25 protein-coding genes are annotated in these 23,163 nt (G+C 62.3%); 19 read left to right on the top strand and 6 right to left on the bottom strand.

The annotated features are described in order from the left end of the window. Positions 1 to 128 precede the first annotated feature (128 nt). Positions 129 to 1,244 (bottom strand): alanine dehydrogenase, encoded by a 1,116-nt coding sequence (gene ald, locus JT360_RS15700; RefSeq protein WP_214472550.1) that lies wholly within the window; start codon positions 1,242 to 1,244, stop codon positions 129 to 131. A gap of 157 nt (positions 1,245 to 1,401) precedes the next feature. Between ald and JT360_RS15705 the strand changes: the two genes are divergently transcribed. After that, the gene (locus JT360_RS15705; protein ID WP_013531467.1) at positions 1,402 to 1,875 is read left to right on the top strand and encodes an Lrp/AsnC family transcriptional regulator; all 474 of its coding nucleotides are present in this window, start codon (positions 1,402 to 1,404) and stop codon (positions 1,873 to 1,875) included. A gap of 3 nt (positions 1,876 to 1,878) precedes the next feature. Here the strand turns inward: JT360_RS15705 and JT360_RS15710 are convergent, their stop codons facing one another. Further along, a complete protein-coding gene (locus JT360_RS15710) occupies positions 1,879 to 2,541 on the bottom strand; it encodes a 5-formyltetrahydrofolate cyclo-ligase (RefSeq protein ID WP_214472551.1) in 663 nt (220 codons plus the stop codon). A 171-nt stretch (positions 2,542 to 2,712) separates the two neighbouring features. Between JT360_RS15710 and JT360_RS15715 the strand changes: the two genes are divergently transcribed. Together JT360_RS15715 and JT360_RS15720 are read left to right on the top strand one after the other, a co-directional pair. Further along, positions 2,713 to 3,978: an NAD(P)/FAD-dependent oxidoreductase gene (locus tag JT360_RS15715; protein WP_214472552.1), complete on the top strand. Its 1,266-nt coding sequence runs from the start codon at positions 2,713 to 2,715 to the stop codon at positions 3,976 to 3,978. Positions 3,979 to 4,130: 152 nt separating this feature from the next. Continuing rightward, positions 4,131 to 6,110, top strand: a complete 1,980-nt coding sequence (locus JT360_RS15720) for a bifunctional 2',3'-cyclic-nucleotide 2'-phosphodiesterase/3'-nucleotidase (RefSeq protein ID WP_214472553.1) — start codon at positions 4,131 to 4,133, stop codon at positions 6,108 to 6,110. Between the two features lie 139 nt (positions 6,111 to 6,249). Here the strand turns inward: JT360_RS15720 and JT360_RS15725 are convergent, their stop codons facing one another. After that, entirely contained in the window at positions 6,250 to 7,506 is a 1,257-nt protein-coding gene (locus JT360_RS15725; protein WP_214472554.1) for an SAM-dependent methyltransferase, read from the bottom strand. Positions 7,507 to 7,836: 330 nt separating this feature from the next. Here JT360_RS15725 and JT360_RS33970 point away from each other — a divergent pair, with 330 nt between their 5' ends. The 6 genes from JT360_RS33970 (at position 7,837) to JT360_RS15755 (ending at position 10,971) form a co-directional block, all read left to right on the top strand. After that, positions 7,837 to 7,971: a hypothetical protein gene (locus tag JT360_RS33970; protein ID WP_258583856.1), complete on the top strand. Its 135-nt coding sequence runs from the start codon at positions 7,837 to 7,839 to the stop codon at positions 7,969 to 7,971. A 164-nt stretch (positions 7,972 to 8,135) separates the two neighbouring features. Further along, entirely contained in the window at positions 8,136 to 8,480 is a 345-nt protein-coding gene (locus JT360_RS15735; protein WP_214472556.1) for a Dabb family protein, read from the top strand. Between the two features lie 16 nt (positions 8,481 to 8,496). Next, positions 8,497 to 9,387, top strand: a complete 891-nt coding sequence (locus tag JT360_RS15740) for a VOC family protein (protein WP_214472557.1) — start codon at positions 8,497 to 8,499, stop codon at positions 9,385 to 9,387. Continuing rightward, complete coding sequence (kdsA, locus tag JT360_RS15745; RefSeq protein ID WP_214472558.1) at positions 9,384 to 10,229, top strand: 3-deoxy-8-phosphooctulonate synthase; 846 nt, start codon at positions 9,384 to 9,386, stop codon at positions 10,227 to 10,229. Before JT360_RS15740 ends, kdsA begins: the two co-directional genes overlap by 4 nt. An 88-nt stretch (positions 10,230 to 10,317) precedes the next feature. Then, positions 10,318 to 10,521, top strand: coding sequence for a dodecin family protein (locus tag JT360_RS15750; protein WP_214472559.1), 204 nt, complete (start codon positions 10,318 to 10,320; stop codon positions 10,519 to 10,521). An 84-nt stretch (positions 10,522 to 10,605) separates the two neighbouring features. Next, on the top strand, positions 10,606 to 10,971 hold the full coding sequence (locus JT360_RS15755; RefSeq protein ID WP_214472560.1) for a PRC-barrel domain-containing protein: 366 nt from the start codon (positions 10,606 to 10,608) through the stop codon (positions 10,969 to 10,971). A 57-nt stretch (positions 10,972 to 11,028) separates the two neighbouring features. Here JT360_RS15755 and JT360_RS33975 read toward each other — a convergent pair whose 3' ends face one another. Then, on the bottom strand, positions 11,029 to 11,154 hold the full coding sequence (locus JT360_RS33975) for a hypothetical protein (RefSeq protein WP_284731743.1): 126 nt from the start codon (positions 11,152 to 11,154) through the stop codon (positions 11,029 to 11,031). 199 nt (positions 11,155 to 11,353) lie between these two features. Between JT360_RS33975 and eno the strand changes: the two genes are divergently transcribed. The 10 genes from eno (at position 11,354) to JT360_RS15805 (ending at position 21,309) form a co-directional block, all read left to right on the top strand. Further along, positions 11,354 to 12,628, top strand: coding sequence for a phosphopyruvate hydratase (gene eno / locus JT360_RS15760; RefSeq protein ID WP_214472561.1), 1,275 nt, complete (start codon positions 11,354 to 11,356; stop codon positions 12,626 to 12,628). A 157-nt stretch (positions 12,629 to 12,785) separates the two neighbouring features. Further along, entirely contained in the window at positions 12,786 to 13,109 is a 324-nt protein-coding gene (locus JT360_RS15765; protein WP_214472562.1) for an FtsB family cell division protein, read from the top strand. A 192-nt stretch (positions 13,110 to 13,301) separates the two neighbouring features. Beyond that, a complete protein-coding gene (gene pdhA / locus JT360_RS15770) occupies positions 13,302 to 14,339 on the top strand; it encodes a pyruvate dehydrogenase (acetyl-transferring) E1 component subunit alpha (RefSeq protein WP_214472563.1) in 1,038 nt (345 codons plus the stop codon). Positions 14,340 to 14,353: 14 nt separating this feature from the next. After that, positions 14,354 to 15,751 carry a pyruvate dehydrogenase complex E1 component subunit beta gene (locus JT360_RS15775; protein WP_214472564.1) on the top strand — a complete coding sequence of 466 codons (1,398 nt, stop codon included), beginning with the start codon at positions 14,354 to 14,356 and terminating at the stop codon, positions 15,749 to 15,751. Between the two features lie 18 nt (positions 15,752 to 15,769). Further along, positions 15,770 to 17,173 carry a pyruvate dehydrogenase complex dihydrolipoamide acetyltransferase gene (locus tag JT360_RS15780; RefSeq protein WP_214472565.1) on the top strand — a complete coding sequence of 468 codons (1,404 nt, stop codon included), beginning with the start codon at positions 15,770 to 15,772 and terminating at the stop codon, positions 17,171 to 17,173. Positions 17,174 to 17,281: 108 nt separating this feature from the next. After that, on the top strand, positions 17,282 to 17,917 hold the full coding sequence (locus JT360_RS15785; protein WP_214472566.1) for an SGNH/GDSL hydrolase family protein: 636 nt from the start codon (positions 17,282 to 17,284) through the stop codon (positions 17,915 to 17,917). Between the two features lie 15 nt (positions 17,918 to 17,932). Beyond that, positions 17,933 to 19,381, top strand: a complete 1,449-nt coding sequence (lpdA, locus tag JT360_RS15790; RefSeq protein WP_214472567.1) for a dihydrolipoyl dehydrogenase — start codon at positions 17,933 to 17,935, stop codon at positions 19,379 to 19,381. Positions 19,382 to 19,480: 99 nt separating this feature from the next. Beyond that, a complete protein-coding gene (locus tag JT360_RS15795; RefSeq protein WP_214472568.1) occupies positions 19,481 to 19,738 on the top strand; it encodes a GlsB/YeaQ/YmgE family stress response membrane protein in 258 nt (85 codons plus the stop codon). Positions 19,739 to 19,874: 136 nt separating this feature from the next. Beyond that, a complete protein-coding gene (gene lipA / locus JT360_RS15800; RefSeq protein WP_214472569.1) occupies positions 19,875 to 20,840 on the top strand; it encodes a lipoyl synthase in 966 nt (321 codons plus the stop codon). 10 nt (positions 20,841 to 20,850) lie between these two features. Next, the gene (locus JT360_RS15805) at positions 20,851 to 21,309 is read left to right on the top strand and encodes a type II toxin-antitoxin system RatA family toxin (RefSeq protein WP_214472570.1); all 459 of its coding nucleotides are present in this window, start codon (positions 20,851 to 20,853) and stop codon (positions 21,307 to 21,309) included. Here the strand turns inward: JT360_RS15805 and JT360_RS15810 are convergent. Together JT360_RS15810 and JT360_RS15815 are read right to left on the bottom strand one after the other, a co-directional pair. Then, the gene (locus JT360_RS15810; RefSeq protein ID WP_214472571.1) at positions 21,285 to 21,794 is read right to left on the bottom strand and encodes a CinA family protein; all 510 of its coding nucleotides are present in this window, start codon (positions 21,792 to 21,794) and stop codon (positions 21,285 to 21,287) included. The two genes, JT360_RS15805 and JT360_RS15810, sit on opposite strands and share 25 nt — an antisense overlap. After that, entirely contained in the window at positions 21,791 to 23,014 is a 1,224-nt protein-coding gene (locus JT360_RS15815; protein ID WP_214472572.1) for a bifunctional 2-C-methyl-D-erythritol 4-phosphate cytidylyltransferase/2-C-methyl-D-erythritol 2,4-cyclodiphosphate synthase, read from the bottom strand. The genes JT360_RS15810 and JT360_RS15815 overlap by 4 nt, the downstream gene beginning before the upstream one ends. Positions 23,015 to 23,163: the final 149 nt, after the last annotated feature.

The following is a 23,163-nucleotide window of genomic DNA, read 5'->3' on the forward strand; positions in this document are numbered from 1 at the left end:
CAATCTCGACGTCGAGGAAGCGGGGCTTTGGCTCCGCTTTTTTGTTGCCTGCGCTTTGCGCGCAAAGAAAAAACCCGCCGGTGTGAACCGGCGGGCGAGACTGAAGAAGCTCTTGGTTTCTGTTGAAGTCAGGCGGCCAGCACAGCCTTCGGCTCGACCAGATCGTAGCCGAGCGCTTCTGCAACCGCACGGTTGGTGATCTTGCCCTTGTGGACATTGAGGCCGTTGCGCAGGTGGTGGTCGTCGACCAGCGCCTTCAGGCCCTTGTCGGCGAGCTGCAGGCCGTAGTGCAGGGTCGCATTGTTGAGGGCATGGGCCGAGGTGACCGGCACAGCACCTGGCATGTTGGCGACGCAATAGTGGATAACGCCGTCGACTTCGTAAGTGGGCTCGGCGTGAGTTGTCGCATGCGAGGTCTCGAAGCAACCGCCCTGGTCGATGGCGACGTCGACCAGCACCGAGCCCTTCTTCATGCCGGACAGCATTTCGCGGGTGACGAGCTTGGGTGCTGCCGCGCCCGGGATCAGCACGGCGCCGACGACGATGTCGGCCGAGAAGCATTCTTCCTCGAGCGCCTCGACGGTCGAATAGCGGGTGTGCACACGGCCGGCGAAAAGGTCGTCGAGCTGACGCAGCCGTGGGATCGAGCGGTCGATGATGGTGACGTCGGCGCCAAGACCGACGGCCATGCGGGCGGCATGCAGGCCTACGACGCCACCGCCAAGCACGGTGACCTTGCCGGGCAGCACGCCAGGCACGCCGCCGAGCAGCACGCCTCGGCCGCCATTGGCCTTCTGCAGCGCCGTGGCGCCGGCCTGGATCGACAGGCGGCCGGCGACTTCCGACATCGGCGCCAGGAGCGGCAGGCCGCCACGATCGTCGGTCACGGTTTCGTAGGCGATTGCCGTCACGCCGGAAGCGAGCAGGCCCTTAGTCTGCTCCGGATCCGGAGCCAAGTGAAGATAGGTGTAGAGGATCTGGCCATCACGCAGCTGGACCCATTCATTTGGCTGCGGCTCCTTAACCTTGACGATCATGTCCGACTTGGCGAACACGTCGGCGGCGGTCTTGGCGATGGTGGCGCCGGCAGCGCGGTAGGCGTTGTCATCGGCGCCGATCCCGGCACCGGCACCGGCCTCGACCAGCACTTCGTGGCCATGGGCGACATATTCGCGAACCGAGCCGGGCGTGAGGCCGACACGGTATTCGTGGTTCTTGATTTCCTTGGGGCAGCCGACGCGCATTTTTCTTCTCCTGATCCGGCCCTTTCGGGCTCACTCCCTGTATTGTCGCAGTGAACCATGAATCGGCGCGCAAGTGTTTGCGAATGCGCTTGCGCGGGCGGGCAGCTTTCGATAATCGTTGCGTGAAATAGCCACTTTTTCGCAGGATTCACGAAAAATGCCGCTCGACAGGATTGATATCGCCATTCTCGAGGCTTTGCAGAAGGATGGCAGGATACCCAATGCGGCACTTGCGGAAAAGGTCGGCCTGTCGCAGTCGGCCTGTTCGCGCCGGCTCGACAATCTCGAGAAATCCGGGACCATTCGCGGCTACCACGCCCGGTTATCCAACGCAGCGCTCGGTCATCAGATGACCGCGATCGTGCATATATCGCTGTCGGGCCAGTTCGAGAAGACGCTGTCGGATTTCGAGGCGGCGATCAAGCGTTGCCCCAACGTGCTGTCCTGCCACCTGATGTCGGGCGAATACGACTACATCCTGCGCATCGCGGCAAAAGACCTCGTCGACTACGAGCGCATCCACAAGGAGTGGCTGTCGGCGATGCCGCATGTCACCAAGATCAATTCGTCATTCGCCTTGCGCGAAATCGTCGACCGGACCGCCATGGGCATGAAGCCGGAAATGGCTTAGCAGCTAGCTGGCTTTGAATGCCTCCGTCACGATCCGATCCATCGGAATGTCGTGCGGCTGCGGATAGATGGTGACGATGCGCTGCAGATCGTAGCCGACGCCGATGACCAGCGGTTTGAACGGCATGGCGGCCAGCGTGCGGTCGAAGAAGCCGCCGCCATAGCCCAGGCGATAGTTCGCCGGGTCGATGCCGACGATCGGCGAGATGACGATATCAGGCAGCACCGGATCGCCCTCGGCTGGGATCGGGATGTTCCAGACGCCCTTTTCCAGCCGGTCGCCGGATTTGTAGGCGCGAAAGATCAGCGGCTGCCCTTTCTCGACGACGATGGGCAGCGCGGTGCGGCCGCCTCGCTCATTGACGGATGCCATCCATGGCCGCAAGTCCGGCTCGCCGCGAAACGGCCAGTAGAGGCTGACCATGCGGCCAGCGATCTCGCCGATGACCGCGTCAAGCCCATCCGCAATGCGTTGCGACATCGCCGTTCGAGTGTCGGCGGAAACAGTCAGCCGAGCGCCTATCAGCCGTTCGCGCTCGGCCTTGCGCCAGCGCCTCACATCGGTCCAGTCGCTCAAAGGGGCCCGGAATTCGGGATCGAGCTCGTGCATGAAGCAGGGTGGCGAAGAATACTGCGCCGGACCCTGGTCGTCATGATCGTCGGCCATGCCTCACCTCATCTTGCTGTTACGTCGAAACTATACCTTGGGATGGAGGGCGGCATGTGCATACACGACACTTGGCGGCGAGTCCCGGTCAGTCACACGCGGACTGGCATTGTTGCATTGCACAAAAACACCTACATCGAAGTCGGCGAATTGTTCGCCTTGGTGAACGACATGGACGAAGCCAGACATCACGTGGTCGTTGTCGGCGCGGGTTTCGGCGGCCTCGAATTCACCCGTGCGCTGGCTGGTGCACCGGTGCGCATCACCATGATCGACAAGCGCAACCATCATCTTTTCCAGCCGCTGCTCTATCAGGTGGCGACGACGGCGCTGGCGACCTCCGAGGTCGCCTGGCCGATCCGCCATCTCTTGCGCAAGCGCAAGGACGTGACGACGCTGCTGGCCAATGTCGCCGGCGTCGACCGTGCCGGCAAACGCGTGCTGCTCGATGACGGCGGTGCCGTCACCTATGACACGCTGGTGCTCGCCACCGGTGCCCGCCACGCCTATTTCGGTCACGACGAATGGGAGCCGTTCGCGCCAGGCCTGAAGACGCTGGAGGACGCCACCACCATTCGGCGCCGCATTCTGCTCGCCTTCGAACAGGCCGAGCGGGAGACCGATCCCGCCAAACGCCAGGCGCTGCTGACCATCGCGATCGTCGGCGGTGGGCCGACGGGCGTGGAACTGGCCGGCACCATCGTCGAGTTGGCGCACGACACATTGCTCGGCGAGTTCCGCAACATCGATACACGCGAAACGCGCGTGGTGCTGATCGAGGCCGGCGACCGCATCCTGGCCAATTTCGCGCCGAAACTCTCCGACTATGCCGGGAAGGCACTCGATCGGCTTGGCGTCACGGTTGAACTCGGGCGGGCTGTCACACGCTGCGACGCCGACGGCGTCGTCTTTGGCGACAAGCAGCTACAGGCGAGAACAATCCTGTGGGCGGCCGGCGTCGCCGCCTCGCCAGCCGCCGAATGGCTGGGAGCGAAGGCGGACCGCGCGGGCAGGGTGCTTGTCGAGCCTGACCTCAGCGTGCCGGGCAGCCCGGAGATTTTTGTCATCGGCGACGCCGCCCTCGTGCTGCGGCCCGATGGACGGCCGGTACCCGGCGTGGCGCCTTCAGCCAAGCAAGAGGGACGACATGTTGCGGCCACCATCAAGGCCAGGCTTGATGGTGACACGGCCGCGCGTCCTTTCCACTACAGTCATGCCGGCGATCTGGCGACGATCGGCAAACGCGCCGCCGCGATCGATTTCGGCTGGATCAAGCTCACGGGCTGGCTCGCCTGGTGGCTGTGGGGAATTGCGCACATCTATTTCCTGATCGGCTTCCGCAACCGGCTTGCGGTTTCCCTGAGTTGGCTATGGATCTACGTCACAGGCCAGCGCAGTGCGCGCCTCATCACTCAGGGCGACGACGACAAGGGCTGATCTTCTTCGCCCACGCACGTTCATCCGCGCGTCATCTGTTGCTGATCGACTGACGTTCCGATCCGCGCGACTTCTTGAATGGACTCAGGTCGGTTTCAGCGCGAAGTTCGCTTCTGGGCACGGCTTGTCACGTCGTTGAAGTAGGAGGAAACATGTCGCAACTGCTCCACGCCGTTTCTCGCCGCGGTCTCCTCGCTGGCGCCGCCGCCACTGGGGCACTGATCATGCTTCATCCCTTCTCCGCCCGCGCTCAAGGTAACCAGGCGCATCTTCGCATCATGGAAACCACCGACATCCATGTGAATGTGCTGCCTTATGATTACTACGCCGACAAAGCCAACGACACGATGGGCCTGTCGCGCACGGCGTCGCTGATCGACGCGGTGCGCAAGGAAGCCGTCAATTCGATGCTGGTAGACAATGGCGACCTGCTGCAGGGTAACCCGATGGGCGACTACATCGCCTATGAAAAGGGCCTGAAGGAGGGCGATCTGCATCCGATCATGAAAGGCATGAACCTGCTCGGCTACGAGTGCTCGACGCTCGGCAACCACGAGTTCAACTACGGCCTTTCCTTCCTGGACAAGGTGCTGGCCGGCGCCAATTTTCCGTTCGTGTGCGCCAATCTGATCCGCGGCACCGAACTTGCCGCCAATCCGCGAGACGACAAGCTCTACCTCAAGCCCTATGTGATCCTTGACAAGAAGATCAAGGACGGTTCGGGCGCCGAGCAGCCGATCAGGATCGGCATTATCGGCTTCGTGCCGCCGCAGATCATGGTCTGGGATCTCAAGAATCTCGAAGGCAACGTCAAGACGCGCGACATCGTCGAGGCGGCAAAGGCCTGGGTGCCGCAGATGAAGGAGGAGGGCGCCGACATCGTCATCGCCCTCTCGCATTCCGGCATCGATGTGAAGCAGGGCGACATGATGGAGAACGCATCGTTCTTCGTCGCCGGCGTCGACGGTATCGATGCGGTGTTCACCGGCCACCAGCATCTGGTGTTCCCCGGCAAGAAGGATTTCCAGTCGCTCGGAGGCGTCGACACGCAAAAGGGCACGCTGCAGGGAAAGCCCGCCGTCATGGGCGGGTTCTGGGGCTCGCATATGGGATTGATCGACCTGATGCTGGAGCGTGACGGATCGAAATGGAGGGTCGTTTCCGCCACCACAGAGGCGCGGCCGATTTTCGAGCGCGTCGACAACAAGAACAAGCCGACCGTCGCGGACGACAAGCGCATCATCGCGGCCCTCGAGCAGGACCACCAGGCGACCTTGGCCTATGTGCGCCGCCCCGTCGGCAAGACCTCCGCGCCGCTCTATTCCTATTTCTCGCTGGTCGCCGATGATCCGTCGGTGCAGGTCGTCAGCCAGGCGCAGACCTGGTACTTGAAGGACATTCTCAAGAGCACGCAGTGGAAGGACATGCCGCTGCTGTCGGCCGCCGCTCCCTTCAGGGCCGGCGGGCGCAACGGCGCCGACTACTATACCGACGTGCCGGCCGGCGACATCGCCATAAAGAATGTCGCCGACCTTTATCTCTATCCCAACACCGTGCGGGCTGTCGAAATCACCGGCGCTCAGGTCAAGGAATGGTTGGAAATGTCGGCCGGCATCTTCAACAGGATCGAGGCGGGTAAGGCCGACCAAACGCTCATCAACACCGACTTCCCATCCTACAATTTCGACGTCATCGACGGCGTCACCTACAGGATCGATCTTTCGCAGCCGCCGAAATACGACGCCAAGGGCGGGGTGGCGAATGCCGGCGCCAACCGCATCGTCGACTTGATGTTCGACGGAAAACCAATTGATCCCAATCAAAAATTCGTCGTTGCGACCAACAATTACCGGGCCGGCGGCGGTGGCAATTTCCCTGACATCAATGCATCGAAGATCATCTATGAGGCGCCGGACACCAATCGCGACGTTATCGTTCGCTATATCGTAAGCCAGGGTATGATCAACCCGTCGGCGGACGGCAACTGGTCGTTCGCGCCGCTGCCCGGAACCAGCGTCATGTTCGAGACGGGCGTCAAGGCGAAGGACTTCATCGCCGATGTGAAGTCGCTGAAGATCGAACCAGCGGGCGAGGGCGAAGCCGGTTTCGCAAAGTATCGCATCCTGCTCTGATCCGGTCGGATAAGGATCTGTCTTCGCGCCGTCCCCCGCGCAGGAGATGACGTCCTGCTCGGGTGGTGGCATCACCGCTCCTCCTGGCGGCCCGTTTTGGGCTGGCGGGGCCGTGGCATCGTCCCGCCATTGGTCCCAACTAAGCCTTGTAGACCACCTGGCGCACATCGATGTAGCTGGCGCGGAAACCGGCTTCGCAATAGTGGAGGTAGAATTCCCAGAGCTTCTTGAAGCGGTCGTCGAAGCCGAGCGGCACGATCTTCTCCCACGATACCCAGAAACGCTGCCGCCATTCGGCGAGCGTGCGCGCATAGTCGTCGGGAAACACGCGCTCACGCAAATGCGCAAGGCCATGGTCCTTGCCTAATGCTTTCAGGATCGACGGCGTCGGCAGCATGCCGCCCGGGAACACATAGCGCTGGATGAAATCCGGCCTGGCGCGATAGGTGTCGTAGGCGGCTTCGTTGATGGTGATGATCTGCAGGCCCGCGGTGCCGCCGGGCTTCAGACAGGCCTTCATCTTGGAGAAGAACACCGGCCAATATTTCTCGCCGACCGCTTCGAACATCTCGATGGACGCAATGCGGTCGTAACGTCCTGTTTCGTCGCGATAGTCCTGCAGCTTGATGTCGACCCTGTCGGCAAGCCCGGCCTTGGCGATGCGTGCCTTGGCGAAATCGTGCTGTTCGCGGCTGATCGTCAGTCCCGTAACGCGGCAGCCGATTTCGCGTGCCGCGAATTCGGCAAAGCCGCCCCAGCCGCAGCCGATCTCCAGCACATGATCCTTTTCGCCGATACCCGTATCCCTGGCCAGTTCCCGATATTTGGCGGTCTGGGCGCTCTCCAAATCGTTGGCGCCATTCGCGTAAAGCGCTGAGGAATAGGTCATGCTCGGGTCGAGCCACTCCTTGTAGAAGGCGTTGCCGAGATCGTAATGCGCCGAGATGTTGCGTTTCGAACCGGTGCGCGTGTTCTCGTTGAACCAGTGGCGGATGCGTTGGACGGTGCCGATGAGCCAGCTGGCGCCGCCGGCGACGCGTTCGCCGATCGCCGAATTGACCACGAACAATTCCAGGAAGCTGGTGACGTCAGGACTTTCCCAATCGCCATCCATATAGGATTCGGCAACGCCGATCGTGCCACCGGAAAAGGCGCGGCCCGGCAGGCGCCAGTTCTTGAGCACCAGTTCGGCGTCCGGGCCGGGCCCCTTGCCGCCGACGAGGACGGCGCGGCCGTCAGGCATCCTGACCTTCAGCGAACCGCGCGGCAGGTTCATCGCCGCCGACAGTACCATGCGCGCCTTGGCCGGCAGGCCCTTGACGATCTCGGCGAAATTGAACTCGTCGAGCCTGACCGCCTCGCCGGGCGCTGCGCGATCATGGTCCCCATATGCCATTTCATGCCCCCGAATTTCCGTGGTGCCGGCGCAAATTGCCGACCTACGGTTTTCTTTCATTCGCCAGCTTCGAATGCCTTGCCTTGTCCCGTGGCTCACCGGTTCGGCGACAGCCTGGCTCGAACGAAAGCGCGCGCCCGTTGACCGCAGCTTCAGCGCTTCCCGGTGGATGTCTGCCACAATCTTCCACGTCATGAGGGGGAACTTCAAGAGGCAGGCTGTTGGCTGGGCTGTGCCAAGTGGCGCCTGGCATCTGCTCTCCGCGTCGAGGTGCTGCCCAAACTCAAAAACGTCTATGGCCGCCACCGCGCTTGTGCGATAGCTTTAGCCATGCGTTATGTAGTCGTCATTGCCGCCATTGCGTTCTTCCTGATCTGGGACGGCCTCTACAATCAGGGCCGGTATCTCGACATCTCGGTCAGGGAACTTTCCCATGCCGTGCGCTACGTCACCGGCAAGGCCTGAATATCCCTTTCAAGGATTGCAGCCCGGCGCTTCATTCGAGATGTTCGTCGCTGCGAGATGAGGTCCCTCCGGGGCGCGTCGCAAGGACGCGTGGCGCCATGAACGGTTGACGCGACGAGACCGCCATCACAAAAGACGCCGGCATTCAGATCGAGGAGGCGGGATTGATCCGGCATATCGTTTTCTTCAGCGCGCGTCGCAAGGAGGATGTGGAGGCAGTGCGCACCGGGCTGCTGGCCCTCGGCAATATTCCTCATTCCAGCCTTTTCGAGGTCACCTTGAACACCAAGGTCGATCCGCTGTCGGACGAGATCGACGTCGTCGTCTACGCCGAGTTCGCGGACGAAGCGGCGCTGGCCGCTTACAAGGCGCATCCGCTCTATGCGCAGACCACCAGCATGGTCAAACCATTGCGCGAACTGCGTTATTCCGCCGATGTCGTTGCCGGCAGCTGCGCCGCCGCTGGCGGCGAGGATTGCAATCACGTCTTGAACCGTTTCGCGGAATGATGCACATCGCGCCTGCATGACCCGATCCACAGCAGCCGGCATTCATCCGCTCGATCATCTGGTGCTGCCGACGCAGGACCTCGATGTGGCGCGAGCCCGGCTCACCTCGCTGGGCTTCGTCGTCGCCCCGACCGGCGTTCATCCCTTTGGAACGGAAAACTGCTGCGTTTTCCTCGCCGACGGAACCTATCTGGAGCCCCTCGCGATTGGTAATGAGCAGGCAGCGATCGACGCGGCTGCCGAGGACAACGTCTTCGTCACCCGCGACCGTCTCTATCGCGAAAGCCGCGGCGATGAAGGATTTTCCGCGGTGGTTCTGGCTACCGACAATGCCGATGCCGACCATGTGCGCTATGTCGAAGCCGGCCTGTCGGCTGGAGACACGCTGAGCTTCTCGCGCGCTTTCACCGATACATCAGGCAAAAGCGACATGGCGTCATTCAAATTGGCCTTCGCCTCGGCCAGCGGCGCAACCGATGCGTTCCTGTTTGTCTGCCAGCGGATCAACGCACCAAAAGTGGACCGCGCGGCCTTGCAAGCTCACCCCAACGGCGCCACCGGCATTGTGGAAGTGGTCGCGGTCGGCGACCAGCCCGCCGAACAGCATCGCCTGATTTCCGTGGCATTGGGCGATCCTGCCGCCAGCGGGCAGGGCGGTGCGTTTCACTTGCCGAATGCAACTCTAAGTGTGCTCGACCCAGCGTCTTTCGCTGCCCGCTTCGGCATTTCGGCCGGTTTACCCACGCAGCTTCGTTTCGCTGCCGTCGTCTTTGCGGTCCGCGGCATCAATGTCGTTTCAAGGCTGCTTGCAGCCAACTCCATCGAGCACGATATAGCGGGCACTGACATTGTCGTGCAGCCGGCATCCGGACAGGGCGCGGCTTTCATCTTCCGGGAGATCCCATGAACAACCCCCTGGCGCCCAATTCGGCGGTAACCGTCGGCAACGTCGTCTTCGACAACAATGCGGCCCTGGCGCTGATCGCCGGCCCGTGCCAGTTCGAATCGCGCCAGCATGCCTTCGATATGGCGGGCGCGCTGAAGGAATTGACCGGCAAGCTCGGGATCGGCCTCGTCTATAAGACCAGTTACGACAAGGCCAACCGCACCTCGCTTTCGGCGACACGCGGCGCCGGCATCGACGCAGCGCTCCCCGTCTTCGACGAACTGCGCAAGGAATTTTCGCTTCCCGTGCTGACCGATGTCCACACCGAGGAACAATGCGCGATCGTCGCGCCGCATGTCGATGTGCTTCAGATTCCTGCCTTCCTGTCGCGCCAGACCGACATGCTGGTCGCCGCCGCACGGACGGGCAAGGTGATCAACGTCAAGAAGGGGCAGTTTCTTGCGCCCTGGGATATGAAGAACGTGGTCGGCAAGATCACCGGTTCCGGCAACGCCAACGTCTTGACGACCGAGCGCGGCGCGTCCTTCGGCTACAACACGCTGGTGTCGGATATGCGCGCTCTGCCGATCATGGCCGAGATCGGCGCGCCGGTGATCTTCGATGCCACGCATTCGGTCCAGCAGCCGGGCGGGCAGGGCGGTTCGTCTGGTGGCGAGCGCCGCTTTGTCGAGACCTTGGCTCGCGCGGCCGTCGCCGTCGGTGTTGCCGGCGTCTTCATCGAGACCCACCAGGATCCCGACAATTCGACCTCTTCCGATGGTCCCAACATGGTGCCGCTGAAGGACATGCCCGCACTTTTGGAACGGCTGATCGCGTTCGACCGGGTGGCGAAGGGCCGTTAAGCTCTGCCCATTCCTGCCGGCGCTTGTTGCCGGCAATTTCGGGTTGTACGCTTGACCGGCAAATGAACGCTTTTGGCAGGAGGAAGCCATGTCTGTCGCCCGCGTCACCGAAATCACCTCATCGTCGGAAAAAAGCTTTCAGGACGCCATCGAGCAGGGAATTGCGCGCGCCGCCAAGACACTGAAGAACGTGGAAGGCGCTTGGATCCAGGACCAGAAGATCGTGGTCGAGGACGGCAAGATCGCTGCTTATCGCGTCAACATGAAGGTGACTTTCATTCTCGCGGAGTGATCGGCCGACGCCGAAAAAAGTCGGGAACTTTCGCCCGTCCCTCTCATTGTCGAAGCAGAGTTTAACGACAATGAGGAGCACGCCATGACAACTCAGACAGGCCACACCCAGGCCATTGCCGCTTCGCGAGTCATCGGCACATCGGTCTACAACACCGAAGGCAAGAGCATCGGCAGCATCGAGGACGTCATGCTCGATAAGACATCGAATGGCATCATGTTTGCTGTGATCGGGTTTGGCGGCTTTCTTGGCATTGCCGAGAAGTACCATGCCATCCCTTGGGCAAGTCTCGACTATGATGAGGACAAGGGTGGCTATGTCGTACCCTTCTCCAAGGAACAGCTGAAGGCAGCGCCCGCCCATTCGATCAACGAACTGGCCGGCGCCGACGGTGAGAGAGCGCGTGACGAGTCGTACAGGTACTACAAGGTCACGCCTTACTGGCATTGATGTGACATTCAAAAAAAGGGCCCCTCTCGACGAGGCCCTTTTTGATTCAGCGCGATGCTATCCGCTGATATGCAAGGCCGGCAAAGGCGCGCTGGCCTTTGGCGGCGACTGCTGATTGTCGCATGACGTCAGGAACGCCGCCGCGATCAGGAACAGACTGACGATACCGCTCAACTCAGACATGGCGAAACTCCTCCTGTTTCGCCCCGCGCGACAACAGCCATAACCTGGAATGCGTCGCCGGCGGCATGACTTATGATGACAGAAATTTGCGCTTCGTGAATCGCGAGCGCGGCACTATTCAGCCGTGGCTGGATTGCCTTTTGCGTCGCTTTGGCTAAGACGGGCGCGACCTTTCGTCAGATCAATCGGGGACATCGCAATGACCGCCATCATCGACATTGTCGGACGTGAAATCCTGGACAGCCGTGGAAACCCGACCGTCGAGGTCGATGTCGTGCTCGAAGACGGTTCGATGGGCCGGGCCGCGGTGCCGTCGGGGGCCTCGACCGGCGCGCACGAAGCCGTCGAGCTTCGCGACGGCGGCGCCCGTTATCTCGGCAAGGGCGTGCTGAAGGCCGTCGAGGCGGTCAACGGAGAGCTGTTCGAGGCGATCGGCGGCATGGAAGCCGAGAACCAGATCCATATCGACCAGACGATGATCGAACTCGATGGCACGCCCAACAAGAGCCGGCTCGGCGCCAACGCCATCCTCGGTGTCTCGCTGGCGGTGGCCAAGGCCGCGGCCGATGCCGCCGGCCTGCCGCTCTACCGTTATGTCGGCGGCACCAAGGCCCATATCCTGCCGGTGCCGATGATGAACATCATCAACGGCGGCGCGCATGCCGACAACCCGATCGATTTCCAGGAGTTCATGATCCTGCCGGTCGGTGCACCGACTTTGCGCGAAGGTGTGCGCTGGGGCTCGGAAATCTTCCACACGCTGCGCAAGAAGCTGAAGGATGCCGGCCATAACACCAATGTCGGTGACGAGGGCGGCTTTGCCCCGAACCTGAAGAGCGCGCCGGTGGCGCTCGATTTCATTATGGAGTCGATCGAGAAGGCCGGCTTCAAGCCGGGCGAGGAGATCGCGCTCGGCCTCGACTGCGCCGCGACCGAGTTCTTCAAGGACGGCAACTACGTCTATGAGGGCGAGAAGAAGACGCGTGATCCCAAGGCACAGGCAAAGTACCTCGCCAAGCTCGCCGCCGACTATCCGATCATCTCGATCGAGGACGGCCTGGCCGAGGATGACTGGGAAGGCTGGAAGTACCTGACCGACTTGATCGGCAAGCAAACGCAGCTGGTCGGCGACGACCTCTTCGTCACCAACACGGCGCGCCTGCGCGACGGCATCCGCATGGGCGTTGCCAATTCGATCCTGGTCAAGGTCAACCAGATCGGCTCGCTGACCGAAACGCTCGACGCGGTCGAGACCGCGCACAAGGCCGGCTATACCGCCGTCATGTCGCACCGCTCGGGCGAAACCGAAGATTCGACCATCGCCGATCTAGCCGTCGCGACCAACTGCGGACAGATCAAGACCGGTTCGCTGTCGCGCTCTGACCGCATGGCCAAATACAACCAGCTGATCCGCATCGAGGAAGAACTCGGCAAGCAGGCGCGTTACGCCGGCAAGTCGGTAATCAAGAGCTGATCCGAAAACGCCATCCCACTATTGCTCGAGGGCGGGATCATTCCCGCCCTTTTTCATCTGAGCACAGCCATACCGGCCATCCGTAACCGTCCGTTAAGCACAATCGGGCGAAAAAGATCGTGAGCCGCCTGAGTTCGCGGCCGCGAGGAAACGGGCTATGTGGACGCGTCAGCACAAGCAGAGAAATACCGGCCGGCTGATCATCCCCTCCCTATGCGCGGTGTTCCTGGCCTATTTCGGCTTTCATGCCTATCACGGTGAGTTCGGCATCAACTCGAAATATCAGCTGGAAGCGCAGACTGTCGCGCTGCAGGCCCAGCTTGACGCCGTCAAGGCCCGACGGATGGAGCTCGAACGGCGCGTTCGGCTCATGCATGACGGCACGCTGGAGAAGGACATGCTCGACGAGCAGGCGCGCAAGGCGCTCAACCTGTCCCAGGCTGATGAAATCACCATCATGCTACCGGCATCGTCGAAATAACTGACTTTCAGTTAATCACCAATATTTTCAATGATTTTAATCCCTTAGGCGCATGCCAGCTATGCAAATTCGTCATGGCGCAACGCTGTGACGCGTGTTAGCCTTGCATAAATCGGTGGGGAGAGCTGATCTCCCAGGGCGGATTTCATCCGGCCCTAATGTCCGCAAAGAGACGCCAACAGGGAGTGATGCATGGCCACCGCAGCCAGAAAAGCGCCTGCCAAATCGAAATCCGACGGCAAATCGGGGCTTTCAGCGCCCAAGCCTGCTGAATTCACCAAGGACGAAGAGCTTGCCGCCTACCGGCACATGCTGCTCATCCGCCGCTTCGAGGAAAAGGCCGGCCAGCTCTACGGCATGGGCTTCATCGGCGGCTTCTGCCACCTCTATATCGGCCAGGAAGCCGTCGTCACCGGCATGAAGATGGCGCTGATCGATGGCGATCAGATGATCACGGCCTATCGCGACCACGGCCACATGCTGGCGATGGAGCTCTCGCCGCGCGGCGTCATGTCCGAGCTGACCGGCCGTCGCGGCGGCCTGTCGCGGGGCAAGGGCGGCTCCATGCACATGTTCTCCAAGGAGAAGCATTTTTACGGCGGCCACGGCATTGTCGGCGCGCAGGTGTCGCTCGGCACGGGCTTGGCCTTCGCCAACCGCTATCGCGACAACAACAATGTCTCGCTGACGTATTTCGGCGACGGCGCCGCCAACCAGGGCCAGGTCTATGAAAGCTTCAACATGGCCTCGCTGTGGAAGCTGCCGGTGATCTACATCATCGAAAACAACCGCTACGCCATGGGCACCTCGGTCTCGCGCTCTTCCGCCGAGACGGATTTTTCGCATCGCGGCGCCTCGTTCAAGATTCCCGGCATTCAGGTTGACGGTATGGATGTGCGCGCGGTCAAGGCTGCCGGCGATCTCGCCACCGAATGGTGCCGCGCCGGCAACGGCCCGCTGATCCTTGAGATGCAGACCTACCGCTATCGCGGTCACTCGATGTCGGACCCCGCAAAGTACCGCTCGAAGGAAGAAGTGCAGAAGATGCGCTCCGAGCATGACCCGATCGAGCAGGTCAAGACGCGGCTGATCGAGAAGAAGTGGGCAACCGAGGACGAATTGAAGACCATCGACAAGCAGGTCCGTGACATCGTCGCGGACGCCGCCGAATTCGCCCAGAACGACGCGGAGCCGGATCCGTCCGAGCTCTGGACCGATATCGTATTGTAAGGGAGGGCCAGGACATGCCGATTGAAATTCTCATGCCCGCTCTCTCGCCGACCATGGAAGAGGGCAATCTTTCCAAGTGGTTGAAGAACGAGGGCGACAAGGTCGTCGCCGGCGACGTCCTCGCCGAGATCGAAACCGACAAGGCGACGATGGAAGTGGAAGCCGTCGACGAAGGCACGCTGGGCAAGATCCTGATCAGCGCCGGCACCGAAGGCGTCAAGGTCAACACGCCGATCGCCGTCTTGCTGCAGGACGGCGAGAATGCCGGCGATATCGGCAAGTCCGTGGCTCCCGCCAAGGCGGAAGCACCCGCAAACGCTGATGCTCCAACCGAGGAGAAGGCGGAGGCCGCAAGGCCAGCCGCGGCACCTGTCGCGGCCGCTCCGAAAACGGAAATCGCCGCCGATCCGGATATCCCGGCCGGCACGGAAATGGTCTCGACGACGGTTCGCGAAGCATTGCGCGATGCCATGGCCGAGGAGATGCGCCGCGACGGCGATGTCTTCGTCATGGGCGAGGAAGTCGCCGAGTACCAGGGCGCCTACAAGATCACGCAAGGGCTGCTGCAGGAATTCGGACCGCGTCGTGTCGTCGACACGCCGATCACCGAACATGGTTTTGCCGGGGTTGGCGTTGGTGCTGCAATGGCCGGCCTGAAGCCGATCGTCGAGTTCATGACCTTCAACTTCGCCATGCAGGCGATCGACCAGATCATCAACTCCGCCGCCAAGACGCTCTATATGTCGGGCGGCCAGATGGGCGCGCCGATCGTGTTCCGTGGGCCCAACGGGGCGGCTGCCCGCGTCGCCGCCCAGCACTCGCAGTGCTATGCCGCCTGGTACAGCCACATTCCGGGCCTGAAGGTGGTGATGCCGTATACGGCCGCTGACGCCAAGGGCCTGCTCAAGGCGGCGATCCGCGATCCGAACCCGATCATCTTCCTCGAGAACGAAATCCTCTACGGCCAGTCCTTCGACGTGCCGAAGCTGGATGATTTCGTGCTGCCGATCGGCAAGGCGCGCATCCACAAATCGGGCAAGGATGTCACCATCGTGTCCTTCGGCATCGGCATGACCTATGCGGTCAAGGCTGAGGCCGAACTGCGCGGCATGGGCATCGACGCCGAGATCATCGACCTCAGGACCATCCGTCCGCTCGACCTCGACACCGTCATCGCGTCGGTCAAGAAGACCAACCGGCTGGTCGTGGTGGAAGAAGGCTTTCCGCAGAACTCGGTCGGCGACCATATCGCCAACCAGGTCTCGCTGCGCGCCTTCGATTTCCTCGACGCTCCGGTCATCACCATTGCCGGCAAGGACGTGCCGATGCCCTATGCGGCGAACCTCGAGAAGCTGGCATTGCCGAATGTCGGCGAGGTCATCGAGGCGGTCAAAGCCGTCGCGTATCGCTGAACCGGGCGGGAGGACAAAATGCCAATCAACATCACCATGCCGGCCCTGTCACCGACGATGGAAGAGGGCAATCTGTCGAAGTGGCTGGTCAAGGAGGGCGACAAGGTTTCGCCCGGCGATGTCATCGCCGAAATCGAAACCGACAAGGCGACGATGGAAGTCGAAGCCGTCGATGAGGGCACGGTTGCAAAGCTCGTTGTTCCGGCCGGCACCGAAGGCGTCAAGGTCAACGCGCTGATCGCCGTGCTTGCGGCTGAGGGCGAGGATGCGAGCGCCGCCGCGAAAAACGGTGGTGCAGCGCCTGCGAAAGCGGATGCTCCCAAAGCCGAGGCACCAAAGGCTGAGGCTCCCACCTCCCCCTCCGATGGGGGAGGTCGCGCCGCAGGCGCGGGTGGGGGTGAACCCGCCGCCGCAACCCCCACCCCGGCCGGAAGGCCGGCCGGCCCTCCCCACAAGGGGGAGGGTGAAGGTCGCACCTTTGCCTCACCACTTGCGCGCCGCATCGCCAAGGATGCGGGCGTCGATGTGTCGGCGGTGACCGGAACCGGCCCGCATGGCCGGGTGGTGAAAGCTGACGTCGATGCCGCGATTGCCGGCGGCGGTGCCAAAGCAGCACCCGCGGCCAAGGCTCCGGCTGGCGCGCCTGCTGCCGCCGCTCCGACGGCGAAGGCGATGTCCGACGAACAGGTGCTGAAGCTGTTCGAGGAAGGCTCCTACGAGCTCGTCCCGCATGACAATATGCGCAAGACCATCGCGCGCCGCCTCGTCGAGGCCAAGACCACCATCCCGCATTTCTACCTGACGCTCGACTGCGAGCTCGATGCACTGCTGGCACTGCGCACGCAGATCAACGCGGCGGCCCCGGTGAAGAAGACCGACAAGGGCGAGGCGCCGGCCTACAAGCTGTCGGTCAACGACATGGTGATCAAGGCGATGGCCATGGCTTTGAAGGCGGTGCCGGATGCCAATGCGTCATGGACCGAAAGCGCCATGGTGAAGCACAAGCATGCCGATGTCGGTGTCGCCGTCTCGATCCCCGGCGGCCTGATCACGCCGATCATCCGACGCGCCGACGAAAAGACGCTGTCCACCATCTCCAACGAGATGAAGGACCTGGCGAGCCGGGCGCGCAGCCGCAAGCTGAAGCCCGAAGAGTATCAGGGCGGCACCACGGCCGTGTCCAACCTCGGCATGTTCGGCATCAAGGACTTTGCCGCCGTGATCAACCCGCCGCATGCGACGATCCTGGCGGTTGGTGCCGGTGAAGAGCGGGCGGTGGTCAAGAATGGCGAGATCAAAATCGCCACCATCATGTCGGTGACGCTGTCTACCGATCATCGCGCCGTCGACGGAGCGCTCGGTGCCGAACTGCTGGTCGCCTTCAAACGGCTGATCGAGAACCCGATGGGCATGCTGGTGTAGGAAAGGAGAGGGCGGTGAGGAAATTCGTCACCAGCCTTTTCGTCCTGATCATTTCCGGATTCGCCGGCGGGTGAAACGCGGCAAGGCAGACATAGGCGGGTTGAGCGGATGAAGACGGTGCTTTGCTACGGCGACTCGCTGACCTGGGGTTACAATGCCGAAGGCGGGCGACATGCGCTCGAGGATCGCTGGCCAAGCGTGCTGCAGGCTGGCCTCGGCGGTGGCGTCCAGGTCATCGCTGATGGTCTCAATGGCCGCACCACCGCCTTCGACGATCATCTTGCCGGCGCCGACCGCAACGGCGCGCGGCTGCTGCCCACGGTGCTGACGACGCACGCGCCGATCGACCTGATCGTTATCATGCTCGGCGCCAATGACATGAAGCCATGGATCCACGGCAATCCGGTCGCCGCCAAGCAAGGCATCCAGCGGCTGATCGACATTGTGCGCGGCCACGACTATCCGTTCGACTGGCCGGCGCCGCAGATCCTGATTGTTTCGCCACCTGTCGTCAGCCGCACTGAAAATGCCGATTTCAAGGAAATGTTTGCTGGCGGCGATGACGCCTCGAAGCAGCTGGCACCGCAATATGCCGGGCTGGCCGACGAAGCCGGCTGCGGCTTCTTCGATGCCGGCGCGGTGGCCATCACCACACCGCTCGACGGCGTCCACCTCGACGCCGAAAACACGCGGAACATCGGCAAGGCGCTGACGCCGGTCGTGCGTGTCATGCTGGAACTGTGAGTAAGGAGAAAAACCGTGGCTGAGAACTACGACGTCATCATCATCGGCTCCGGTCCCGGCGGCTATGTCACGGCGGTGCGTTCCGCCCAGCTTGGCTTCAAGACGGCGATCGTCGAGCGCGAGCATCTCGGCGGCATCTGCCTCAATTGGGGCTGCATCCCGACCAAGGCGCTGCTGCGCTCGGCCGAGATCATGCACTATTCGGATCACCTGAAGGACTATGGCCTGAAGCTCGACGGCGGCAAAATCAGCGCCGATACCGCCGCTGTCGTCGACCGGTCGCGCAAGGTTTCGCTGCGGCTCAATGGCGGCGTTGCCTTCCTGATGAAGAAGAACAAGGTCGACGTCATCTGGGGCGAAGCCAAGCTGTCGAAACCCGGCGAGATCGTCGTGTCCAAGACGGCGAAGAAGCCGATGGAGCCGCAGCCGCCAGTGCCGAAAGGCATCAAGGGCGAGGGCACCTACACCGCCAAGCACATCATCCTGGCGACCGGCGCCCGGCCGCGCGCGCTGCCCGGCATCGAGCCGGACGGCAAGCTGATCTGGACCTATTTCGAAGCCATGGTGCCGAAGGAGATGCCGAAGTCGCTGCTGGTGATGGGCTCAGGCGCCATCGGCATCGAATTCGCGTCCTTCTACCGCACCATGGGTGCCGATGTGACGGTCGTCGAACTCTTGCCCGCTGTGATGCCGGTCGAGGACGCCGAAGTCTCGAAATTCGCGCAGAAGCAATTCGAAAAGCAGGGCATGAAGATCATTCTCGAAGCCAAGGTGACCAAGGTCGAGAAGGGTGCCAACTCGGTCACCGCGCATGTCGAGATGAAGGACGGCAAGGTCGAGAAGATCACCGCCGACCGCATGATCTCGGCAGTAGGCGTCCAGGGCAACATCGAAAATCTCGGGCTTGAGGCGCTTGGCGTGAAGACGGAGCGAGGCTGCGTCGTCGTCGACGGTTACGGCAAGACGAACGTGCCCGGCATCTATGCGATCGGCGATGTCGCCGGCCCGCCGATGCTTGCCCACAAGGCCGAGCATGAGGGCGTGGTGTGCGTCGAGAAGATCGCCAATTTTCCAGGCGTGCATGCCACCGACAAGCTGAAGATCCCCGGCTGCACCTATTGCAATCCGCAGGTCGCCTCCGTTGGCCTGACGGAAGCCAAGGCCAAGGCCGAGGGCAAGGATATCCGCGTCGGCCGCTTCCAGTTCGCCGCCAACGGCAAGGCGATCGCGCTCGGCGAGGACCAGGGGTTCATCAAGACCATCTTCGACAGGAAGACCGGTCAGTTGCTCGGCGCGCATATGGTCGGCGCCGAGGTGACCGAACTGATCCAGGGCTTTGTCGTGGCGATGAACCTCGAAACGACCGAGGAAGAGCTGATGCACACCATCTTCCCGCATCCGACGCTGTCGGAGATGATGAAGGAAAGCGTGCTCGACGCCTATGGTCGCGCGCTGAACGCATGATAGATTCGCCGCAAGAGACTCAGCCGCGAAAGCCCTGGGATCTCGACGGCAAGGTACTTCGTTTCCGGATGCATTTTTACTCTCGCAAGGAGAAGGCATATGCACTTGAACGGCGTGGGCTGGATCGCAGCCATCATCATCGGCGGCCTGGCAGGCTGGCTCGCGGAAATGGTCATGAAGAGCAACACCGGCATCTTCATGAACATTGTCATGGGCATCGTTGGCGCCGTCGTGCTGAATGCCATCCTGCAGGCCTTGAATATCGGTGTCTTCGGCGTCGGTTGGACCGCCTATCTCGTCACCGGCTTCATCGGTGCCTGCCTGCTGATCTGGGTCGGTCGCCTGGTGCGCCGCTAGTCGATATCGTTCTGGCCATGCGAAAACGGTTGTAGTGGCATGCGCTCCTGCAGCCTTTTTCTTTGCGCCGAAAAGTCCTAGATGACGTTAAAATGACGATCGCCGACGGGCGGTCGCGAGAAAAGCCAGGGTTCAGATGGTCACTGTCCTCGACACGATCGCCAACGCGCCGCGGCTGCGGCATCCCGAGAAGGCGCACAAGCCCGACCAGGAGGTGTTGCGCAAGCCAGACTGGATTCGCGTCAAGGCGCCGGTCTCGAAGGGCTATGCCGAGACGCGCGAGATCGTCAAATCGCACAAGCTGGTGACCGTCTGCGAAGAGGCCGGTTGCCCGAACATCGGTGAGTGCTGGGAAAAGAAGCACGCCACCTTCATGATCATGGGCGAGATATGCACCCGCGCCTGCGCTTTCTGCAATGTCGCCACCGGCATTCCGACGGCACTCGACCCCGACGAGCCGGCGCGCGTCGCGCATGCCGTCAAGCAGATGGGGCTCAGCCACGTCGTCATCACTTCGGTCGACCGCGACGATCTCGCCGATGGCGGCGCACAGCACTTCGCCGACGTCATCCGCGCGATCCGGGCGGCAACGCCGTCGACCACGATCGAAATCCTGACGCCCGATTTCCTGCGCAAGGACGGCGCGCTGGAGATCGTCGTGGCGGCCAAACCCGACGTCTTCAACCACAATCTCGAAACCGTGCCGTCGAACTATCTGACGGTTCGGCCGGGCGCCCGCTATTTCCACTCGATCCGGCTGTTGCAGCGGGTCAAGGAACTCGACCCTTCGATCTTCACCAAGTCCGGCATCATGGTGGGGCTGGGTGAGGAGCGGAATGAAATCCTGCAGCTGATGGACGATCTGCGTTCGGCCAATGTCGACTTCATGACCATCGGCCAATATCTGCAGCCGTCGAAGAAGCACCATCCGGTGATCCGCTTCGTCACCCCGGAGGAGTTCAAGTCCTTCGAGACGATCGGCCGGACCAAGGGTTTCCTGCTGGTGGCATCGAGCCCGCTGACGCGTTCGTCGCACCATGCCGGCGACGATTTCGCCAGACTGCGTGCGGCGCGCGAGGCGCAGCTCCAGAAGTCGGTCTAGCGCAGGGTTCATGCCGAAATTCGAAGCCACCCGCCGCGTTGCTCATACGCCGCAGCAGATGTTTGCGCTGGTTGCCGACGTCGAGGCCTATCCGCAATTCCTGCCGCTCTGCGAAGCGCTGACGGTGCGCTCGCGCAAGGAGCGTGACGGACGCACCGTTCTCGTCGCCGATATGAGCATCGGCTACAAGGCGATCCGCGAGACCTTTACGACGCAGGTCCTGCTGAAGCCCGACGAGAACGCCATCGATGTTAAGTACATTGACGGCCCGTTCAAATATCTGAGCAATGTCTGGCGTTTCGAACCCGACGGCCCCGGGTGCACAGTGCGCTTCTTCATCGACTACGAATTCAAGAGCCGCATCCTCGGCGCGGTGATGGGCACCATGTTCGACCGCGCCTTCCGCATGTTCGCCGAGGCTTTCGAAAAGCGCGCCAACGTCATTTATGGCGCTGCACCGTCGGCCTGACGTTGTCCAAGTGCACGCAGACCAAGTTCCAGCGCGCGCTTGACGGTCTCTTGACGAACGAAATCGCGGCCCTTGTCGGCAAACAGCCTGTGTTCTACCGTCACGGTCTCGCCGTCCAGGCCAATGCCGAACCACACCAGGCCGACCGGCTTTTCCGCCGAACCGCCGCCGGGTCCGGCGATGCCGGTCACGGCGAGAGCAAGCCCGGCCCGAGAACGGGCAAGCGCGCCTTTTGCCATCTCGATCGCCGTTTCGCGGGAAACGGCACCATGCACGTCCAGCGTTGAGGCGCGAACGCCAAGCATGTCCACCTTGGCTTCGTTGGAATAGGTGATGAAGCCGCGATCGACCACGGCGGAGGAGCCGGCAATGTCGGTCAGCGCGGCGATGATCATGCCGCCGGTGCAGCTTTCCGCCGTCGCGACCATGATGCCGCGCTCCCGGCAGGCCTCGAATAAAGCGGTTGCCAGCGCGCTGTTGCTCATTCCGGCACCTCGCCGGGAAACACCACGCTGGCGGTAGCGATCGCTGCGATGCCTTCCTCGCGGCCGACGAAGCCGAGCTTCTCGTTGGTTGTCGCCTTGATGGAGATGCGGTCGGCGGAAATCCCCAACATCTGCGACAGGGCTGACGTCATGGCCTCGCGGTGCGGACCGACGCGCGGCGCCTCGCAGATCAGCGTGATATCGGCATTGGCGATGCGCCCGCCGCGCTCGCGTACCACTCTTGCCGCATGTTCGACGAATATACGGGACGCAGCACCTTTCCATTGCGGATCCGACGGCGGGAAATGCGTGCCGATGTCGCCGGCGCCGCAGGTCGCCAGCAGCGCATCGGTGAGGGCGTGCAGCCCAACGTCGGCGTCGGAATGGCCGGACAGTTTCTTGTCATGCGGAATGGCGACGCCGCACAAGGTGACGTGGTCGCCGGCTTCGAACGCATGGACGTCGTAGCCGTTGCCGGTGCGGATGTCGGGGAAGAGTGTTCGTTCGCTGGAAAGCCGCTGGTGCGCCATGGCGATATCCCGTGCCCAGGTAAGTTTGATATTGTCCGGCGAGCCCGGAACGAGCTTGACTGGAATATGCGCCCATTCGGCGATCGCCGCGTCGTCGGTGAAATCCAGCTTGCCGAGCTGATGGGCCTTGTCGTGTGCGGCAAGAATCGGCCCGTAGGGGAAACCTTGCGGCGTTTGTGCCGCGTGTAGCCCGCTGCGGGAAACGGTTTCCGCAACCACGCCGGACGTCGATTCGCGCTTCAGCGTGTCGGCGACGGGCAGCGCGGGCAATGCCCCTTCATTCTCGCCGATGGCGGCGATGATGCGGTCGATCAATTCCGCGTCGACGAAAGGGCGGACGGCATCGTGAATCAGAACCCGGTCCGGCGCGTGGTCCTTGAGCGCAAGCAAGCCGAGGCGGACGGACTCCTGCCTGGTCGGCCCGCCAACGACGGCGGTGACGCGTTGCGCATGAAGGCCCGCCGCCTGCCGGAACAGTTCGTGGTCGTCGGCATGGATGGCGACGACGATCTGGCCCGTCTGCGGATGGGCCAGAAACATCTCCAGCGTATGCGCAATCACGGCGCGGCCACCGATGTTTTGGTACTGCTTGGGCCCATTGGCCTGCCCGGCACGAGCGCCGCGGCCGGCGGCGACGATCACCACCGCGACCCCGCCTCGCGCGCTCGAGCTTTCATTTGCCTCAATCATGCCGATTGGCTTAGCGCACGATCCCCAAAAGTGTAATCGGTTTTCGGAAAAGATCGTGCGCCAAATATGAAGATCGCAAGGCGCCATTTGCGCATGTCGGGGATGCGCGGCGCTTTCGTCGCGGCAAAATCCGCCGGCCGGAATTTTCC

The organism is Mesorhizobium sp. dw_380 (assembly GCF_018588885.1).
Taxonomy (GTDB): Bacteria; Pseudomonadota; Alphaproteobacteria; order Rhizobiales; family Rhizobiaceae; genus Mesorhizobium.

Bases quoted from the DNA above. Each gene is read 5' to 3' on its own strand.
- JT360_RS15755 (WP_214472560.1), top strand. From the start codon at position 10,606: ATGACAACTCAGACAGGCCACACCCAGGCCATTGCCGCTTCGCGAGTC.
- JT360_RS15715 (WP_214472552.1), top strand. From the start codon at position 2,713: ATGGACGAAGCCAGACATCACGTGGTCGTTGTCGGCGCGGGTTTCGGC.
- JT360_RS15750 (WP_214472559.1), top strand. From the start codon at position 10,318: ATGTCTGTCGCCCGCGTCACCGAAATCACCTCATCGTCGGAAAAAAGC.
- JT360_RS15795 (WP_214472568.1), top strand. From the start codon at position 19,481: ATGCACTTGAACGGCGTGGGCTGGATCGCAGCCATCATCATCGGCGGC.
- JT360_RS33975 (WP_284731743.1), bottom strand. From the start codon at position 11,154: ATGTCTGAGTTGAGCGGTATCGTCAGTCTGTTCCTGATCGCGGCGGCG.
- JT360_RS15720 (WP_214472553.1), top strand. From the start codon at position 4,131: ATGTCGCAACTGCTCCACGCCGTTTCTCGCCGCGGTCTCCTCGCTGGC.
- JT360_RS15710 (WP_214472551.1), bottom strand. From the start codon at position 2,541: ATGGCCGACGATCATGACGACCAGGGTCCGGCGCAGTATTCTTCGCCA.
- ald (WP_214472550.1), bottom strand. From the start codon at position 1,244: ATGCGCGTCGGCTGCCCCAAGGAAATCAAGAACCACGAATACCGTGTC.
- lipA (WP_214472569.1), top strand. From the start codon at position 19,875: ATGGTCACTGTCCTCGACACGATCGCCAACGCGCCGCGGCTGCGGCAT.
- eno (WP_214472561.1), top strand. From the start codon at position 11,354: ATGACCGCCATCATCGACATTGTCGGACGTGAAATCCTGGACAGCCGT.
- JT360_RS15785 (WP_214472566.1), top strand. From the start codon at position 17,282: ATGAAGACGGTGCTTTGCTACGGCGACTCGCTGACCTGGGGTTACAAT.
- JT360_RS15705 (WP_013531467.1), top strand. From the start codon at position 1,402: ATGCCGCTCGACAGGATTGATATCGCCATTCTCGAGGCTTTGCAGAAG.
- JT360_RS15815 (WP_214472572.1), bottom strand. From the start codon at position 23,014: ATGATTGAGGCAAATGAAAGCTCGAGCGCGCGAGGCGGGGTCGCGGTG.
- JT360_RS15765 (WP_214472562.1), top strand. From the start codon at position 12,786: ATGTGGACGCGTCAGCACAAGCAGAGAAATACCGGCCGGCTGATCATC.
- JT360_RS15725 (WP_214472554.1), bottom strand. From the start codon at position 7,506: ATGGCATATGGGGACCATGATCGCGCAGCGCCCGGCGAGGCGGTCAGG.
- JT360_RS15780 (WP_214472565.1), top strand. From the start codon at position 15,770: ATGCCAATCAACATCACCATGCCGGCCCTGTCACCGACGATGGAAGAG.
- JT360_RS15740 (WP_214472557.1), top strand. From the start codon at position 8,497: ATGACCCGATCCACAGCAGCCGGCATTCATCCGCTCGATCATCTGGTG.
- kdsA (WP_214472558.1), top strand. From the start codon at position 9,384: ATGAACAACCCCCTGGCGCCCAATTCGGCGGTAACCGTCGGCAACGTC.
- JT360_RS33970 (WP_258583856.1), top strand. From the start codon at position 7,837: ATGCGTTATGTAGTCGTCATTGCCGCCATTGCGTTCTTCCTGATCTGG.
- pdhA (WP_214472563.1), top strand. From the start codon at position 13,302: ATGGCCACCGCAGCCAGAAAAGCGCCTGCCAAATCGAAATCCGACGGC.
- JT360_RS15775 (WP_214472564.1), top strand. From the start codon at position 14,354: ATGCCGATTGAAATTCTCATGCCCGCTCTCTCGCCGACCATGGAAGAG.
- JT360_RS15805 (WP_214472570.1), top strand. From the start codon at position 20,851: ATGCCGAAATTCGAAGCCACCCGCCGCGTTGCTCATACGCCGCAGCAG.
- JT360_RS15810 (WP_214472571.1), bottom strand. From the start codon at position 21,794: ATGAGCAACAGCGCGCTGGCAACCGCTTTATTCGAGGCCTGCCGGGAG.